Source organism: Alphaproteobacteria bacterium (assembly GCA_041396705.1).
Classification (GTDB): domain Bacteria; phylum Pseudomonadota; class Alphaproteobacteria; order CALKHQ01; family CALKHQ01; genus CALKHQ01.
In genome coordinates, this window is sequence record JAWKYB010000026.1 from 1 (window position 1) to 16,224 (window position 16,224).

The 16,224-nt window shown below is 71.4% G+C and carries 11 protein-coding genes; 2 read left to right on the plus strand and 9 right to left on the minus strand.

The features are described 5' to 3' along the window. Positions 1-3,403, plus strand: a 3,403-nt coding sequence (locus R3F55_24940) for a PAS domain S-box protein (protein ID MEZ5670622.1), incomplete at its 5' end; no start/stop codon positions are given. A gap of 29 nt (positions 3,404-3,432) precedes the next feature. On the opposite strand, the gene murJ is transcribed toward R3F55_24940, so the two are convergent. The 9 genes from murJ to R3F55_24985 form a co-directional block, all read right to left on the minus strand. After that, entirely contained in the window at positions 3,433-4,710 is a 1,278-nt protein-coding gene (murJ, locus tag R3F55_24945) for a murein biosynthesis integral membrane protein MurJ (GenBank protein ID MEZ5670623.1), read from the minus strand. After that, positions 4,710-4,979: a lipid II flippase MurJ gene (locus R3F55_24950; GenBank protein ID MEZ5670624.1), complete on the minus strand. Its 270-nt coding sequence runs from the start codon at positions 4,977-4,979 to the stop codon at positions 4,710-4,712. The genes murJ and R3F55_24950 overlap by 1 nt, the downstream gene beginning before the upstream one ends. Positions 4,980-5,057: 78 nt before the next feature. Further along, a complete protein-coding gene (locus R3F55_24955) occupies positions 5,058-5,396 on the minus strand; it encodes a P-II family nitrogen regulator (protein ID MEZ5670625.1) in 339 nt (112 codons plus the stop codon). Positions 5,397-5,449: 53 nt separating this feature from the next. Continuing rightward, a complete protein-coding gene (locus R3F55_24960) occupies positions 5,450-6,811 on the minus strand; it encodes an ammonium transporter (GenBank protein ID MEZ5670626.1) in 1,362 nt (453 codons plus the stop codon). Positions 6,812-6,913: 102 nt separating this feature from the next. Further along, positions 6,914-9,700 (minus strand): [protein-PII] uridylyltransferase, encoded by a 2,787-nt coding sequence (locus R3F55_24965; protein ID MEZ5670627.1) that lies wholly within the window; start codon positions 9,698-9,700, stop codon positions 6,914-6,916. 65 nt (positions 9,701-9,765) lie between these two features. Then, positions 9,766-12,507 carry a DNA mismatch repair protein MutS gene (gene mutS, locus R3F55_24970; protein ID MEZ5670628.1) on the minus strand — a complete coding sequence of 914 codons (2,742 nt, stop codon included), beginning with the start codon at positions 12,505-12,507 and terminating at the stop codon, positions 9,766-9,768. A gap of 95 nt (positions 12,508-12,602) precedes the next feature. Continuing rightward, the gene (locus R3F55_24975; GenBank protein MEZ5670629.1) at positions 12,603-12,839 is read right to left on the minus strand and encodes a hypothetical protein; all 237 of its coding nucleotides are present in this window, start codon (positions 12,837-12,839) and stop codon (positions 12,603-12,605) included. Positions 12,840-12,967: 128 nt separating this feature from the next. Next, positions 12,968-13,222, minus strand: a complete 255-nt coding sequence (locus R3F55_24980) for a hypothetical protein (protein MEZ5670630.1) — start codon at positions 13,220-13,222, stop codon at positions 12,968-12,970. Positions 13,223-13,399: 177 nt separating this feature from the next. Continuing rightward, positions 13,400-13,624, minus strand: a complete 225-nt coding sequence (locus R3F55_24985; protein MEZ5670631.1) for a hypothetical protein — start codon at positions 13,622-13,624, stop codon at positions 13,400-13,402. Positions 13,625-13,878: 254 nt separating this feature from the next. On the opposite strand from R3F55_24985, the gene R3F55_24990 reads away from it, so the two are divergent. Continuing rightward, positions 13,879-16,164, plus strand: coding sequence for an NADP-dependent malic enzyme (locus R3F55_24990; protein ID MEZ5670632.1), 2,286 nt, complete (start codon positions 13,879-13,881; stop codon positions 16,162-16,164). Positions 16,165-16,224 lie beyond the last annotated feature (60 nt).

Below are 16,224 nucleotides of genomic sequence, written 5' to 3' on the forward strand. Positions count from 1 at the left end.
CGGCCCGACGGTGATGCCGCTGACCACCCGCGACGGCACCCACTGCTATGTCGAGTTCGCGCTGAGCCGGCACGACGAGACCGAGGTCTGGCAGCTGTCGGACGTGACCGAGCGGGTTTCGTCCGACGAGCGCTTCCGGCTGCTGTTCGAGCTGTCGGCCGACGCCCACTTCCTGTACGACGAAACCGGGGTGATCGACTGCAACCGCGCGGCGATCGAGATCACCGGCCGCGGCACCAAGGGCCGGCTGATCGGCATGGACCTGGCCGATATCCTGTCGCCCGACGCCGCGATCGGCATCTCCGGCGACAGCCAGCGCGACCGCAACGGGCTTGCCTTCAGCGACATGGCCGCGCTGGCCCGCGCCAACGGCCACCATCGCTGCGACGCGCGGCTGACCACGGTCAGCGGCATCTCGGTCCCGGTCGAGGTGACGCTGACATCGGTCCAGCTGGCCGGGCGGGCGATGATGCTGGCCGCCCTGCGCGACCTGACCGAGCGCAACAAGGCGGCCCGCGCGCTGCGCGCCAGCGAGGAGCGCTTCCGCCAGATCGCGGAGGCGGCGGGCGAGTATATCTGGGAAATCGACGCCGACGGTCAGTACCGCTTCGTCTCCGCCCGCATCGCCGACGTCCTCGGCCATCCGGTCGACCAGGTCACCGGCCGCAGCATGTTCGACTTCGTCGCCGCCGAGGACCGCGAGCTGCTGCTGCAGTGGTTCGAGGAGACCAAGCGCCGCAAGGCGGCCTATCGCGACGTCGAGCTGCGCAGCGTCAAGCCAGACGGCAGCCTGGTCCACCGGCGCGAAAGCGGGCAGCCGATCATCGAGGCCGACGGCCGCCTGACCGGGTTCCGCGGCGTCGGCCAGGACATCACCCGCCTGCATGCCGCCGAGATCGAGCGCATGCGCACCGAGGCCCGCTTCCGCGAGCTGATCGAAGGCTCGATCCAGGGCATCGTCATCCACCGCCGCTTCATGCCGCTGTTCGCCAACAAGGCCTTCGCCGACATGTACGGCTTCGGTTCGGTCGACGAGGTGCTGGCGGAAAGCGATATCTTCCCGATGGTGTGCGAGGCCGACGCGGGCGGCTACGACCAGGTCTGGGCCAACCAGCTGGCCAGGCGCCAGCCGGCCTATCCGTCGCGCCGCGTCGTGCGCAAGCGCAGCGGCGAGAAGATGTGGGTCGACATCCTGCCGCGCCCGATCGACTGGATGGGTGAGCCGGCGCTGCAGATCACCGTGGTCGATGCCTCGCAGAAGCATCTGGCCGAGCAGACCGTCCAGCGCGTCGAGCGCCACCTCAGCGACGCCGTCGAATCGATCAACGAAGGCTTCGCGCTGTGGGACAGCGACGACCGGCTGGTGATGTGCAACCAGCGCTTCCGCCGGCTGGCGCCCGGGTTCGACGACGTGGCGGTGCCCGGCGCCTCGTTCCGCGACATCCTGCGCGCCATGCAGCCCGAGGTCGCAACCGCCGGGCCCGGCCATGCCGAGGACGGCGGCGCGCCGGGCAACGACATCGCGCTGCTGTGCGCCCAACGCGAGGAGACGCTGGCCCGCGAGGCGCTGCTGCGCAAGGAATTCCGCATCGCCGACCACTGGTACCTGATCTCCGAGCGCCGCACCGCCGACGGCGGCACGGTCAGCGTCTATTCCGACATCGACGCGCTGAAGCGCAACGAGGCCAAGCTGCGCCACAACGAGGAGATCCTGAACCACTACATCAGCGACCTGGAGATCTCGCGCTCGCGGGTCGAGGAGCAGTCGCAGCGGCTGGCCGAGCTGGCCGAGATGTATGCCAGCGAGCGGACGAAGGCCGACGCGGCCAACGAGGCGAAGTCGCACTTCCTGGCGATGATGAGCCACGAGCTGCGCACGCCGATGACCGGCGTGAAGGGGATGATCGACCTGCTGCAGCGCACCGCGCTGTCCACCGAGCAGGACCGCTATGTCGACACGCTGCGCCGCTCGGCCGACGCCCTGCTGGCGCTGCTCAACGACATCCTCGACTTCTCCAAGATCGAGGCCGGCCGCCTGACCATCGAGAACACCGAGTTCGACCTGCAGACGCTGTGCGAGGAGGTGCTGACCCTGTTCGAGGACAAGGCCGACGACCGCTCGACGGTGATGCGGCTGCGCTTCGATCCGGCGATCCCGACGCCGCTGGTCGGCGACCCGACCCGGCTGCGCCAGATCCTGAACAACCTGGTCGGCAACGCGGTCAAGTTCACCGAGAAGGGCTTCGTCGAGGTCCGCGTCCGTCCCGACGGCGCCCAGCCCGAGACCGGGCTGCGCCTGCGCATCGAGGTCGAGGACACCGGCATCGGCCTCAGCGAGGAGCAGATCGCACGGCTGTTCAACGCCTTCGTGCAGGCCGACGCGTCGACCACCCGCAAATACGGCGGTTCCGGCCTGGGCCTGGCCATCTGTCGGCGCCTGGTCGAGGCGATGCACGGCGAGATCGGCGTGGCGAGCACCCCGGGCCAGGGATCGACCTTCTGGTTCACCATGGTCGTGGACACCGCGCGGGCCGAAGGCGCCGAGCCGCAGGTGGAACAGCCCGCCGCCGCGCCCGATCCGGCCCCGACGGTCACGCCGGAGCAGGCGGCCGGCATCCGCGTGCTGCTGGCCGAGGACAACCCGGTCAACCGCATGCTGATCGTCTCGATGCTGTCGGGCATGGGCTACAAGGTCGACGCGGTCGAGAACGGCCTGAAGGCGGTGCAGCGCATCACCCAGGACACCGGCTACAACCTGGTGCTGATGGACATGCAGATGCCGGTGATGGACGGGCCGACCGCCACCAAGGCGATCCGCGACCTGCCGGCGCCGGCCAGGCGCGTACCGATCGTGGCGCTGACCGCCAACGCCTCGCCGGAGCATCGCCGCGGCTACCTGGAGGCGGGGCTCGACGAGGTGCTGACCAAGCCGATCGAATGGCCCGAGCTCGACCGCGTGCTGCGCACGCTGTCGACCCGGCCGGCGGAGGAGGAAGATGTGCCCGAAGCCGCAACGGATGCGCGCGCCGCCGCGCCGGCCGCGCTCGACCGCACGCTGATCGATGCCAACGCGCTGCACCAGCTCGCGCTCGCGATGGGCCGCGAGTCGCTGCGCGACATGGTCGCGATGATGCTGTCGGCGGCGGAGAAGAACCTCAACGAACTGCGCGCCGCGGACGCCGCCGGCAACCGCACCCAGCTGTCGGAGGTCGCCCATTGCCTGAAGGGCGTCTCGGCCAATTTCGGCGCGGTCCGTGTCGCCGAGCTCGCGGCCGCGCTGCAATATGTCGACGACCTGGAGCGCCCGATTCCCGACGTGATCGCCGACCTGGCCGATGCCGTCGCCGCCACCGCGGCGGTGATGAACGCCGAGTTCGACGCCCTGGTCGGCGCCGCCGCCTGACCGGCCGGTTCGGGCCGGCACAACGGCGCTCAGGCCCGCCGGCGCCGCACCATCCGCAGCACCACGCGCAGGTCGGCGCCGCCGCTGAGCTGCACGCCGGCGGCGAAGGCCAGCCCGCCGACCGCCAGCAGGCCGATCGTCGCCGCCAGCCGTTCCGGCGCGCCGGCCGCCAGCCAGCCGTCGCCGGCCCAGGCCAGCCCGGCCAGCACCAGCGCCATCGCCAGGCTGCAGGCGACGATGCGCGGCGCCCGGCGGGCGAGCCCGCTGTCGATCGCCAGATGGCCGCGGCGGCGCAGCACCACCCACAGGCCGACCGCGTTGGCCCAGGCCGCCACCGCGGTCGCCAGCGCGATGCCGACATGGCCCAGCGGCCACATCAGCAGCGGGGTCAGCGCGGCATTGGCCGCCATCGATGCGCCGGCGATCACCACCGGGGTGCGGGTGTCCTCGCGCGCGAAGAAGCCCGGTTGCAGCGCCTTGACCAGCACATAGGCCGGCAGCCCGACGGCATAGGCGATCAGCGCGCCGGCGGTGGCCGCGGTGTCGGCGGCGGTGAACGCACCGCGCTCGAACAGCACCGCCACCATCAGGTGCGGAATCGCGATCAGCCCCGCCGTCGCCGGCAGCGTCAGCAGCAGCGCGAACTCGATCGCCCGGTTCTGCGTCTGCATCGCCTGGACCGTCTCGCCGGCCTTCAGCTGGCGGGTCAGCATCGGCAGCAGGGCGACGCCGACCGCCGCGCCGACCACGCCGAGCGGCAGCTGGTTCAGGCGGTCGGCATAGTACAGCCACGACACCGCGCCGGGGATCAGCGAGGCGAAGATGGTGCCGACCACGATGTTGAGCTGGACCACCCCGGCGCCGATCGCGCCGGGCACGATCAGCCTGCCGAACCGGCGCATGCGCGGCGTCAGCCGCGGCCGCGGCAGGGCGGGCAGCATGTCGATGCGCCGGCAGGCCACCGCCAGCCACAGGAACTGGCCGATCCCCGCCGCCGCCACGCCCCACGACAGCGCGTGGCCGGCCGTCGGCATCACCGGCGTCAGCACCAGCACGCACAGGATCAGGATGACGTTGAGCAGGATCGGCGCCGCGGCGGCAGCCCAGAACCGGTAGTAGGTGTTCAGGATCGCGCTGAACAGCGCCACCAGCGCCATCATCATCAGATAGGGGAAGGTCAGCCGGCCGAACATCACCGCCAGGTCGAAGGCGTCCGCCCGATCGGCGAAGCCGGGCGCGATCGCCGGCACGATCCACGGCATCGCCGCCTGCATGACGACGGTGAACGGGATCAGCACGATCAGCATCACCCCGATGGCGTGGCCGGCGAAGCGCCGCGCCGCCGCCGGCCCTCCTGCTCCAGCGCGCCGGCGAACAGCGGCAGGAAGGCGGCGTTGAACGCGCCCTCGGCGAACAGCCGGCGGAACAGGTTCGGCAGCTTGAAGGCGACGAAGAAGGCGTCGGCCACCGGGCCGGAGCCGACCACCGCGGCGATCAGCAGGTCGCGGACGAAGCCGAGGATGCGGCTGACCATGGTCAGCCCGCCGACGGTGGTGATCGAACGCAGCAGCGTCATGATTGTCTGCCCGAACGCCCCGCGCCGCGCCTCAGCCGCTGGAACCGGCCGCAGGGCGCCGGCCGCCGGGGCGGGCGCCTACAGCGCCTTGTCGCCGGTCTCGCCGGTGCGGATGCGGATCGCCATGTCGATGTCGGCGACGAAGATCTTGCCGTCGCCGATCTCGCCGGTGCTGGCATTCTCCTGGATCGTCTGCACCACCCGGTCGAGGATGTCGTCGGCGACCGCGACCTCGATCTTCACCTTCGGCACGAAATGCACCTTGTACTCCGCGCCGCGATAGATCTCGGTGTGGCCCTTCTGCCGGCCGAACCCGCTGACCTCGGTCACGGTGAGCCCGGCGACGCCCAGCTCGGTCAGCGCCTCGCGCACGGCGTCAAGCCGGAAAGGCTTGATGATCGCCATCACCAGTTTCATCGCACCCGCTCCCGTCCAGGCAGCGGGTTCCGCCGCCGCACCCGACTCGCTCGCTAGTCATATTGGGCCCGCTCGCCGTGCGCGGTCAAATCGAGGCCCTCGGTCTCGGCCTCGCGGCTGACGCGCAAACCGGTCGTCGCCTTCGCCACCAGCACGATGGCGATGCTGGCGATCGCCGACCAGGCGCAGACCGCGACCACGCCCAGCGCCTGCACGCCGAGCTGGCCGCCGACGCTGCCGTCGGTGCCGAGGCCGACCCCGCCGAGCCCTTCCAGCGCGAACACCGCGGTCAGCAGCGTGCCGAGGATGCCGCCGACCCCGTGCACCGCCATCACGTCGAGCGAATCGTCGACCTTCAGGCGGTGCTTGATCCACTGCACCGCGGCGAAACAGAGCAGGCTGGCGGCGACGCCGTAGACCAGGCCGCCGATCGGGCCGACATAGCCGGAGCCGGGGGTGATGGTGGCCAGCCCTGCGATCAGGCCGGTGACCGCGCCGACCATGCTGGGCTTGCCGAAGCGCAGCTTCTCCAGCGCCATCCAGGTCAGCCCGGCGGCGGCGGCGGAGATGTGGGTGACGGTCAGCGCCATGCCGGCCGACTGGTCGGCGGCCAGCGCGCTGCCGGCATTGAAGCCGTACCAGCCGACCCATAGCATCGCCGCGCCGATCATGGTCATGGCCGGGTTGTGCGGCGGGCGGATGTGCTCCGGAAAACCGTCGCGCCGGCCCAGCATCACCGCGATCACGATGGCGGCGACGCCGGCGGTGGCGTGCACCACCAGCCCGCCGGCGAAGTCCATCACGCCGAGCCCGGCCAGCCAGCCGCCGCCCCACACCCAGTGGCAGACCGGCGCATAGACGACGACCAGCCACAGGCCGCTGAACAGCAGCACCGCGCCGAAGCGGATGCGCTCGACATAGGCGCCGACGATCAGCCCCGGCGTGATGATCGCGAAGGTCATCTGGAACATGAAGAACACGGATTCCGGCAGGCCGTTGGCGACCGCGCCGCGGTCGACGCCGGCCATGAACGCCTTGCCGAGGCCGCCGATCACCCCGTTCAGCCCGCCGCCGTCGCCGAAGGCCAGGCCGTAGGCGCCGACCATCCACAGCACCGACATCAGGCAGGCGATGGCGACGCAGTGCATCAGCACCGACAGCACGTTGCGGATCTGCACCAGCCCGCCATAGAACAGCGCCAGCCCGGGCATGGTCATGAACAGCACGAGCGCCGTCGCGGTCAGGATCCAGGCGGTGCTGGCCGGGTCGAACGCCGGCCCGGTATCCGGCACCGCCGCCTGGGCCGCCTGGGCCGCCTCCTGGGCCACCGCCGCGCCGCCGGCCGCGACCAGGCCGAACGGAAAACAGGCAACGCCGGCCGCCCGCCGTGCGACGGTCGATGCAGATTTCATCATGTCCCCCAATGCCGCGCTTGGTTTTGCCGCCTGATTAGCCGCGGCATGCGCGCTTGGCAATCGCGTCCGCCCTCGAAACGGGCGCGACGGCGCGCGGATCGGCTATTCCGCGGCCTGCGCCTCGGGCTGCTTTTCCGGCTCGCCGCCGGCGGGCTCGGTCAGCACGGCGAGCAGGCGGCGGCGGATGGCGGCCAGCTTGCCCTCGTGCATGATCTTGGTGCCGAACAGGTCCTGCACGTAGAACACGTCGACGGCGCGCTCGCCGAAGGTGGAGATCTTGGCCGAGCGGATGATGGTGTTGCGCTCGCTGAGCGCGCGGGTCAGCGCGTAGAGCAGGCCCGGCCGGTCGATGCCGTTGACCTCGATCACCGTGCAGGTGGCGCTGGCCTTCTGGTCGATCAGCACGCGCGGCTCCAGCTTGAACACGCGGTTGCGCCGCGGCTGGAAGCTGCGCTCGCTCATCACCTTCTTCACCCGCAGCCGGCCGCGGAAGCTCTGCTCCAGATAGCTCGACAGCTTGGCCAGCCGGTCGGGCCGGTCGAATGCGGCCGGCGTGCCGGTGCCGGTCAGCGTGTCCTGCACCCAGAAGGTGTCGAGCGCGCGCCCGTTGTTCAGCGTGTGGATGCGCGCGTCGACCACGTCGGCGCCGGCCACGGTCAGCGCGCCGGCGATGCGCGAGAACAGGCCGTGCTGGTCGAAGGTGTAGACGGTGATCTCGGTCACCGCCCGGGCCTTGTCGACCCGGGTCTGCACCGCCAGCGGCAGGTCCTCGATCTCGGCGGCACGCACCATGCGGGCATGGCTGGCCAGCGTGTCGATGTCGTAGGACAGCCAGTAGGCGGCGAAGCCGCGCGCCACGTGCTCGTCGAAATCGGCCTGCGGCCAGTCGGCCAGCCGCTCGCGCAGGGTGGCGAGCTTGCGCGCCACCCGCTCGCCGGCGGTGTCGACCTCCAGCCCGCCGACCATCGCCTCCAGCGCGACGTGATACAGCTCGCGCAGCAGCGAGGCCTTCCAGCCGTTCCACACCTGCGGGCCGACGGCACGGATGTCGGCCACCGTCAGCACCAGCAGCAGGCGCAGGCGCTCCGGCGACTGCACCAGGCGGACGAAGTCCTCGATCGTCTTCGGGTCGCCGAGGTCGCGCTTGAACGCGGTCTCGCTCATCACGAGGTGATAGAGCACCAGCCAGGCGACCGTCTCGGTCTCCTCGGCGTTGAGGCCGAGGCGCGGGCACAGCCGGCGCGCCACCTTGGCGCCGAGCTCGCTGTGGTCGCCGCCGCGGCCCTTGGCGATGTCGTGCAGCAGCACGGCGACGTAAAGCACCCGGCGCGAGACGATCTTGCCGATCAGCTCGCTGGCCAGCGGCAGCTCGTCGGCCAGCTCGCCGCGCTCGATCCGCGACAGGATGCCGATCGCATAGATGGTGTGCTCGTCGACCGTGTAGACGTGGTACATGTTGTACTGCATCTGCGCGACGATGCGGCCGAACTCCGGCACGAAGCGGCCGAACACGCCGGCCTCGTTCAGCCGGCGCAGCGTCGGCTCCGGGTCGGGCGCGGTCAGCATCTCGAGGAACAGCCGGTTGGCCTCCTCGTCCTCGCGCAGCGCCTTGTCGACCAGCTTCAGGTTGCGGCTGACCAGCTGCAGCGCGCGCGGGTGGATGTCGACCTCGTGGCGCTGGGCGACGCGGAACAGGCGCAGCAGGTTGCGCGGGTCGGCCAGGAAGGTGTCGGCCTCGACATGGGTCAGCCGGCCGTTGTCCAGCCCGAAGCCGCCGAACTCGTCGCGGCGCAGCCTGAGCCGCGGGATGCGGAAGCGCGACTTGGTCTGCTCCGCCTCCAGCGTCGCGCAGAAGATGCGGGTCAGGTCGCCGACCTCCTTCGCGGTCAGGAAATAGCGCTTCATGAAGCGCTCGACCCCGCTGGTGCCGGCATGGTCGGTATAGCCCAGCCGCGCCGCGATCTCCGGCTGGATCTCGAAGGTCAGCCGCTCCTCGGCGCGGCCGGCCAGGTAGTGCAGCAGGCAGCGCACGGTCCACAGGAAGCTCTGCGCGCGGGCGAATGTCGCCGCCTCCTTGCGGGTCAGCGCCTTCTTGTCGACCAGCTGGTCGATCTGCTCGACGCCGTAGACGAACTTGGCGATCCAGCCCAGCGTGTGCAGGTCGCGCAGGCCGCCCTTGCCGTCCTTGATGTTCGGCTCCAGCACATAGCGGCTGTCGCCCATGCGGGCATGGCGGGCCGAACGCTCGGCCAGCTTCATCTCGACGAACTCGCGCGCCGCGCCCTGGGTCAGGTCTGCGCGATAGCGCTTGCGCAGCTCCTGGAACAGCTGCTGGTCGCCCCAGATCCAGCGCGCCTCCAGCAGCGCGGTGCTGATGGTGCCGTCGGCCTTGCCCAGCCGGATGCACTCGGCGACCGAGCGGGTGGCGTGGCCGACCTTGAAGCCCAGGTCCCACAGCAGGTACAGCATCGATTCGACCACCTGCTCGCCGCGCGGCGTCTGCTTGTACGGGCGCAGGAACAGCAGGTCGATGTCGGAGAACGGCGCCAGCTCGCCGCGGCCATAGCCGCCGACCGCGACCACGCTCAGCCGCTCGCCGGCGGTCGGGTTGGCGACCGGGTGCAGGATGTCGGCGGCGAAGTCGTGAACCAGGCGGACGATCTGGTCGATCAGATAGGCGCGGGCGTGCACCGCGGTGTCGCCCTGCGGCTCGGCCATGAAGCGCGCCTTGATCTCGGCCTCGCCGGCGGCCAGCGCCTCCTTCAGCAGCTTCAGCACCGCGGCGCGGCCCTTCGGCGTGGCGGCGTCGGCCTTGTGCGCCGCGATCCGGCCGACCAGCGCCTTGCGGTCGATCACCGCACGCGGATTGTCGACCTCGATCAACGGCATTCAGGGGCTCCGGTCTGGCTGGCTGGCGGCGCGACTATGCCAGATCGGGGGCCGGCAAGGCGATCTCAATCGGCCGGACCCGCCGTGCCGCGCAGAGCATACAGCGCCTCCAGCGCCTGCCGCGGCGTCATCGCGTCGGGGTCGAGCGCGCGCACGGCGTCCAGCAACGCCTGTGCCTGCGGGTCGGCCTGCGGCGCGGGCGGCGGGGGCGGGGCGGCGCTGAGCGCGGCCTGGAACAGCGGCAGGTCGGGGGCGAGCGCGCCGGCGCCGCCGCCGCGGGCCTGGTGCTGTTCCAGCAGCGCCAGGATCTGTTCCGCCCGCGCCACCACCGCCGGCGGCAGCCCGGCCAGCCGGGCGACGTGCACGCCATAGCTGCGGTCGGCCGCGCCGGGCGCCACCTCGTGCAGGAACACCACCTGGCCCTGCCATTCGCGCACCCGCATCGAATGGCAGCTGAGCCCGTCCAGCCGCTCGGCCAGCCGGGTCAGCTCGTGGAAATGGGTGGCGAACAGGCCGCGGCAGCGCACCCGGTCGTGCAGGTCCTCCAGGCAGGCCCAGGCGATCGACAGGCCGTCGAAGGTGGCGGTGCCGCGGCCGATCTCGTCGAGGATGACCAGGCTGCGCGTCGTCGCCTGGTTCAGGATCGCCGCCGTCTCCACCATCTCGACCATGAAGGTGGAGCGGCCGCGGGCCAGGTCGTCGGCCGCGCCGACCCGGCTGAACACCCGGTCGACCGCGCCGATGTGGGCGCTGTCGGCCGGCACCCAGCTGCCGGCCTGGGCCAGGATCGCAATCAGCGCGTTCTGGCGCAGGAAGGTCGACTTGCCGGCCATGTTCGGGCCGGTGACCAGCCACAGCCGGCCGCCGTCGGCCGCGGTCCCCTCCAGGGTGCAGCCGTTGGGCACGAAACCGGAGTCGCCGGCGCGCGACAAAGCTAGCTCGACCACCGGATGGCGGCCGCCGGCGATGGCGAAGCGGTCGCTGGCATCCACCGTCGGCCGGCAATAGCGCTGGGTCGCGGCCAGCTCGGCCAGGCCGGCGGCGACGTCGATGGCCGCAAGCGCCTCTGCCGTAGCGCCGATCTCGGCGGCGCGCCCGGTCGCCTCGCCGGCCAGGTCGGCGAACAGCGCCAGCTCCAGCGCCAGCGCCTTGTCGGCGGCCTCGGCGATGCGCCGCTCCAGCTCGGCCAGTTCCGTGGTGGTGAAGCGCACGGCGTTGGCCATGGTCTGGCGGTGGACGAAGGCGGCGGTGCCTTCGTCGCTGCGGTGGTTGCGCAGGGTCTCGCCGTGGGTGGCCGTCACCTCGATGTAGTAGCCGAGCACGTTGTTGTGCCGGATCTTCAGCGACGCCACGCCGCTGTCCTTCCGGTAGCGGCCCTCCAGCTCCAGGATCAGCTTGCGGCTGCGGTCGCGCAGCGTGCGCAGCGCGTCCAGCTCCGGCGCATAGCCGGCGGCGACGAAGTCGCCGTCACGGGGCAGCGCCGGCAGCTCGTCCTTCAGCGCACGGGCCAGCCGGTCGACCAGCACGTCGTGGCCGGTCAGCCGGCCGCACGCGGCCGCCGTCTCGTCGGGCAGGCCGAGGCCCGCCGCGCGGTCGACCAGCGCGGCGACGCCGGCCGCCGCCGCCAGCCCGTCGCGGATCGCGGCCAGGTCGCGCGGGCCGCCGCGGCCGAGCGACAGCCGGGCCAGCGCCCGCTCCAGGTCCGGCGCCGCGCGCAGGGCGGCACGCACGTCGCGGCGCAGTTCCTCGGCGGCGACGAAGTGGCCGACCGCGTCCAGCCGCCGGGCGATCGCGGCCGGGTCGGTGGCGGGCGCGGCCAGCCGCGCCGCCAGCAGCCGCCCGCCGGCATGGGTGCAGGTGCGGTCGACCGCGTCGAGCAGCGCGCCCTTGCGTCCGCCGCCCAGCGTGCGCACCAGCTCCAGGTTGGCGCGGGTGGCGGCGTCGATCTGCACCACGTCGCCGGCGGCCATCCGGACCGGCGGCCGCAGTGCCGGCAGCGCGCCCTTCTGGGTCAGCAGCAGATAGTCGACCAGCGCGCCGAGGGCGGCGGTTTCCGCCCGGCCGAAGCCGCCGAACGCGTCCATGGTGCCGACGGCGTAGGTCTGCTGCAGCAGCCGGGCGGCGTTGGCGCTGGAGAAGCGGGCGTCGGGCTGCGGCGTCAGCGCCGCCTTGCGCTCGCCCAGCGCCTCGAACAGGTCGGGCCGCTGCAGCAGCCGCTCCGGCAGCAGGATCTCGCTCGGCTCGATCCGGGCCAGCGCGGCGGCGAGGTCGGCCTCCGCCACCGGCTGCACCGCAACGGCGCCGGTGGAGATGTCGGCCCAGGCCAGTGCCAGCGCGCCGGCGGCGTCGGCCAGCGCAGCGAGGAAATTGTGGGCGCGGCCGTCGAGCAGCGCATCCTCGGTGAGCGTGCCGGCGGTGACCAGCCGCACCACGTCGCGCCTGACCACCGCCTTGGCGCCGCCCCGCTTCTTCGCTTCGGCCGGGTCCTCCAGCTGGTCGCACACCGCCACCCGGAAGCCCTGCCCGGTCAGCCGGTGCAGATAGGCCTCGGCCTGGTGCACCGGCACGCCGCACATGGCGATGTCCTCGCCCAGGTGCTTGCCGCGCTTGGTCAGCGCGATGTCCAGCGCCTGCGACGCCGCCACCGCGTCGTCGAAGAACATCTCGAAGAAGTCGCCCATGCGGAAGAACAGCAGATAGCCCGGGTGGCGCGCCTTCAGCGCCAGATACTGCTGCATCATCGGGGTGGCGCCGTCGGGCACCCCGTCGGGGGCCGCTTCGGCCGGCGGTGAATCGAGGTCGCTCATCGCCGGCCAGCATAGCGGCCGGGCGCGGATCGTTCAGCAGCCCATTCGGGCCGGGCCCGCGCGCGGTGCCGCCGGCACGCCGGCGGCGAACCGGCTCACCAGGGCGGGTCGCCCAGGTCGAGCACGTCCGGATTGGTCACCGCGCCGGTGATCGCGCCGGCCGCCGCGCCGATCGCCGCGCCGGCCAGGATCGGTCCGCCGAAGATCGCGGTGCCGGCGGCGCCGGCGGTGGTGCCGATCAGCCCGCCGCCGAGCGCGCGGTCGCCGATCGACTTGCCGCAGCCGGCCAACGCAAGCGCGGCCAGCGCCAGAACCGTCACCCTGATCGCCATGGCGGACCCCCGATCGTTGTTGCCCGGGCCTTTATGTCAGCCGGCGGCGCCGGCCGACCCATAATTCTCGGTCATGAGCAAACGCTCATCCGCGGCCGGCATCGGCCTCTCGGCCGATCGACTGCCGCTCAGTTGCCGATCTGGTCCCACACCGGCTCGCCGAGATACAGGTCGTCGGACGTGGTCAGCACGCCGACCGCTCCACCGGCCAGCGCCCCGACCGCGGCCCCGCCGAGCAGGCTGGAGTCGATGATCGCCGCGCCGACCACGCCGGCGGCCGCGCCGATGCCGGCGCCGGTGGTGGCGCGATCCAGCGGCGTGGTGCCGCAACCGGCCAGGACCAGGGCGCCGAGGCCGGCGCCGATCGCAAGGATGTTCCGCATCGAAGTCGCTCCTTCGCCGATTCCACGTGCGCAAAGTAGGAATTTCTCGCGCATTATCAACTGAGTATATCGTAAAGTTCCAGCGAAGATGCAAGAAATTCGACCGTCGGCGGCTCCGGGCACAAAAAAAGCGGGGCCGAAGCCCCGCCGATCCGACGCGCGAAAGGGATTGCGCCGTCAGTCCAGGTCGATGTCGTCCTCGTCGGTCAGCGCGCCGGCGGCCGCACCGACCGCGCCGCCGACCGCGGCACCGCCCAGCACGCTGCCGCCGGTCACCGCCGCACCCGCCGCGCCGACGCCGGCGCCGATGGCGCCGCCGGACAGGCCGCGCTCCAGCGGGCTCTTGCCGCATGCCGCCAGCGCGAGGCCGGCAATCGCCAGAATGGCCAGTTGATAACGCATCGCTGCCGCACTCCCTAGTCCGTGGAATGATGCCTGTGGAACACCCGGGCCGCGGAAAGGTTCGCACGCGGCCTCGAAGTTGCATCGCCGGGCCCCGGTTGCACGCCTTGCGCACCGTCACAATTCGCTCGTGACGCCCGCGCGCTGTGCTAAAGCTTGGCCAGGCTGCCGCGTCGCCGCCCGCAGCGCCGCCGACGCCGGCCAATGGTCGCCGGCCAATGGTCATTGAGAACCGAGCCCGAGGAACGCCCGAGATGCCCGACGAGATAAAGCGCGCCAGCCTGGAAGAAGACTCGCTGATCATGCATGCGAGCGGGCGGCCCGGTAAGCTGGAGATCGCCCCGACCAAGCCGCTGATCACCCAGCGCGACCTGTCGCTGGCCTATTCGCCCGGCGTGGCGGCGCCCTGCCTGAAGATCGCCGAGGACCCGGACACGGTGTTCGACTACACCGCCAAGGGCAACGTGGTCGCGATCATCTCCAACGGCACCGCGGTGCTGGGCCTCGGCAACATCGGCGCGGCGGCATCCAAGCCGGTGATGGAGGGCAAGGCGGTGCTGTTCAAGCGCTTCGCCGACATCGACGGCATCGACCTGGAGGTCGGCACCGAGGACGTCGACGCATTCATCGCCGCGGTCCGCTATCTCGGCCCCAGCTTCGGCGGCATCAACCTGGAGGACATCCGCGCGCCCGACTGCTTCATCATCGAGCAGCAGCTGCGCGAGATGATGGACATCCCGGTCTTCCACGACGACCAGCACGGCACCGCCATCGTCTCGGCCGCCGGGCTGATCAACGCGGTGCAGCTGACCGGCCGCTCGATGGACCAGATCCGCATCGTCTCCAACGGCGCCGGCGCCGCCTCGATCGCCTGCGTCGAGCTGATGAAGGCGATGGGCGTGCGCCACGAGAACGTCATCCTGTGCGACCGCGAGGGCGTGATCTACCAGGGCCGCGAGACCGGCATGAACCAGTGGAAGTCGGCCCATGCGGTGCCGACCGACGCCCGCACCCTGGCCGAGGCTCTGGTCGGCGCCGACGTCTTCCTCGGCCTGTCGGTGGCCAACTGCGTCACCGGCGACATGGTCAGGTCGATGGCCGACAAGCCGATCATCTTCGCCATGGCCAACCCGACGCCGGAAATCTCGCCGGAGGAGGCGCTGGCCGCCTGTCCCGACGCGATCGTCGCCACCGGGCGCTCCGACTACCCGAACCAGATCAACAACGTGCTGGGCTTCCCCTATATCTTCCGCGGTGCGCTGGACGTGCGCGCGACCACGATCAACGAGCCGATGAAGATCGCCGCGGCCGAGGCGATCGCCGCGATGGCGCGCGAGGACGTGCCCGACGAGGTGGCCAACGCCTATGGCGGCCGCCGGCTGCAATACGGGCCCGAGTACATCATTCCGGTGCCGTTCGATCCGCGGCTGATCGCCCAGATTCCGCCGGCGGTGGCCAAGGCGGCGATCGACAGCGGGGTGGCCCGCCGGCCGATGCAGAACATGGCCGGCTATCGCAAGACCCTGGAATCGCGGCTGGACCCGACCGCGGCCGCGCTGGAGCTGATCTTCGAGACCGTGCGCCAGAACCCGCAGCGCGTGGTGTTCTCGGAGGGCGAGGAGGAACGCTCGGTCCGCGCCGCGGTCGCCTTCTACAACGCCGGCTTCGGCACCCCGCTGATGGTCGGCCGCGAGGAGGTGATCGAGGAGACGATCAAGCGGCTGGGCCTGCGCGGCGCGGAGTGCCTGGAGATCCACAACGCGCGGCTGACCGACGAGCGCGAGCGCTATACCGCCTATCTCTACGAGCGGCAGAAGCGGCGCGGCATGCTGCTGCGCGACTGCCAGCGCCAGGTCAACCAGAACCGCAACGTGTTCGCCGCCTGCATGGTGGCCTGCGGCGACGCCGACGCGATGGTGACCGGGCTGACCCGCAGCTTCGGCGTCGCCTATGACGACATCCGGCTGGTGTTCGACGCCAAGCCGAACAAGATCGTGTTCGGGCTGGCGATGGTGCGCGCGCGCGGCCGCACGGTGTTCATCGCCGACACCAACGTCAACGAGAACCCGACCCCGCAGGCGCTGGCCCGCATCGCGATCCAGGCCGCCTCGCACGTGCGCCGCATGGGCCACGAGCCGCGGGTGGCGCTGTCGGCCTCGTCCAACTTCGGCAACCCGTGGCGCGAGTCGTCGCAGCTGGTGCGCGAGGCGATCGGCATCCTCGACGAGCAGGGCGTCGATTTCGAGTATGACGGCGAGATGGCGCCGGACATGGCGCTGAACCCGGAGCTGCGCAACCGGTTCTATCCGTTCTGCCGCATCAACGGCGCGGCCAACGTGCTGATCATGCCCAACCTGCACACCGCCAACATCGCCTTCAAGCTGGTGCAGCAGATGGGCGGCGCCACCGTGATCGGCCCGCTGCTGCTGGGCCTGACCCACCCGATCGAGATCACGCCGATGCGCTCGACGGTGACCGACATCGTCAACGCCGCCGCCCTGGCGGCGCACGAGGCCTGGACGCGCCACGCCGACCGGTAGCGCGGGGCGTTGACGCCGGGTCGGCGGCGGAACTGGGCAAACCGACACGGGATTGTCATC

Coding starts and splice junctions, on each gene's coding strand:
- R3F55_24965 (MEZ5670627.1), bottom strand. CDS start 9,700: ATGCCGTTGATCGAGGTCGACAATCCGCGTGCGGTGATCGACCGCAAG.
- R3F55_24975 (MEZ5670629.1), bottom strand. CDS start 12,839: ATGGCGATCAGGGTGACGGTTCTGGCGCTGGCCGCGCTTGCGTTGGCC.
- R3F55_24955 (MEZ5670625.1), bottom strand. CDS start 5,396: ATGAAACTGGTGATGGCGATCATCAAGCCTTTCCGGCTTGACGCCGTG.
- R3F55_24990 (MEZ5670632.1), top strand. CDS start 13,879: ATGCCCGACGAGATAAAGCGCGCCAGCCTGGAAGAAGACTCGCTGATC.
- mutS (MEZ5670628.1), bottom strand. CDS start 12,507: ATGAGCGACCTCGATTCACCGCCGGCCGAAGCGGCCCCCGACGGGGTG.
- R3F55_24950 (MEZ5670624.1), bottom strand. CDS start 4,979: ATGACGCTGCTGCGTTCGATCACCACCGTCGGCGGGCTGACCATGGTC.
- R3F55_24980 (MEZ5670630.1), bottom strand. CDS start 13,222: ATGCGGAACATCCTTGCGATCGGCGCCGGCCTCGGCGCCCTGGTCCTG.
- murJ (MEZ5670623.1), bottom strand. CDS start 4,710: ATGCTGATCGTGCTGATCCCGTTCACCGTCGTCATGCAGGCGGCGATG.
- R3F55_24960 (MEZ5670626.1), bottom strand. CDS start 6,811: ATGATGAAATCTGCATCGACCGTCGCACGGCGGGCGGCCGGCGTTGCC.
- R3F55_24985 (MEZ5670631.1), bottom strand. CDS start 13,624: ATGCGTTATCAACTGGCCATTCTGGCGATTGCCGGCCTCGCGCTGGCG.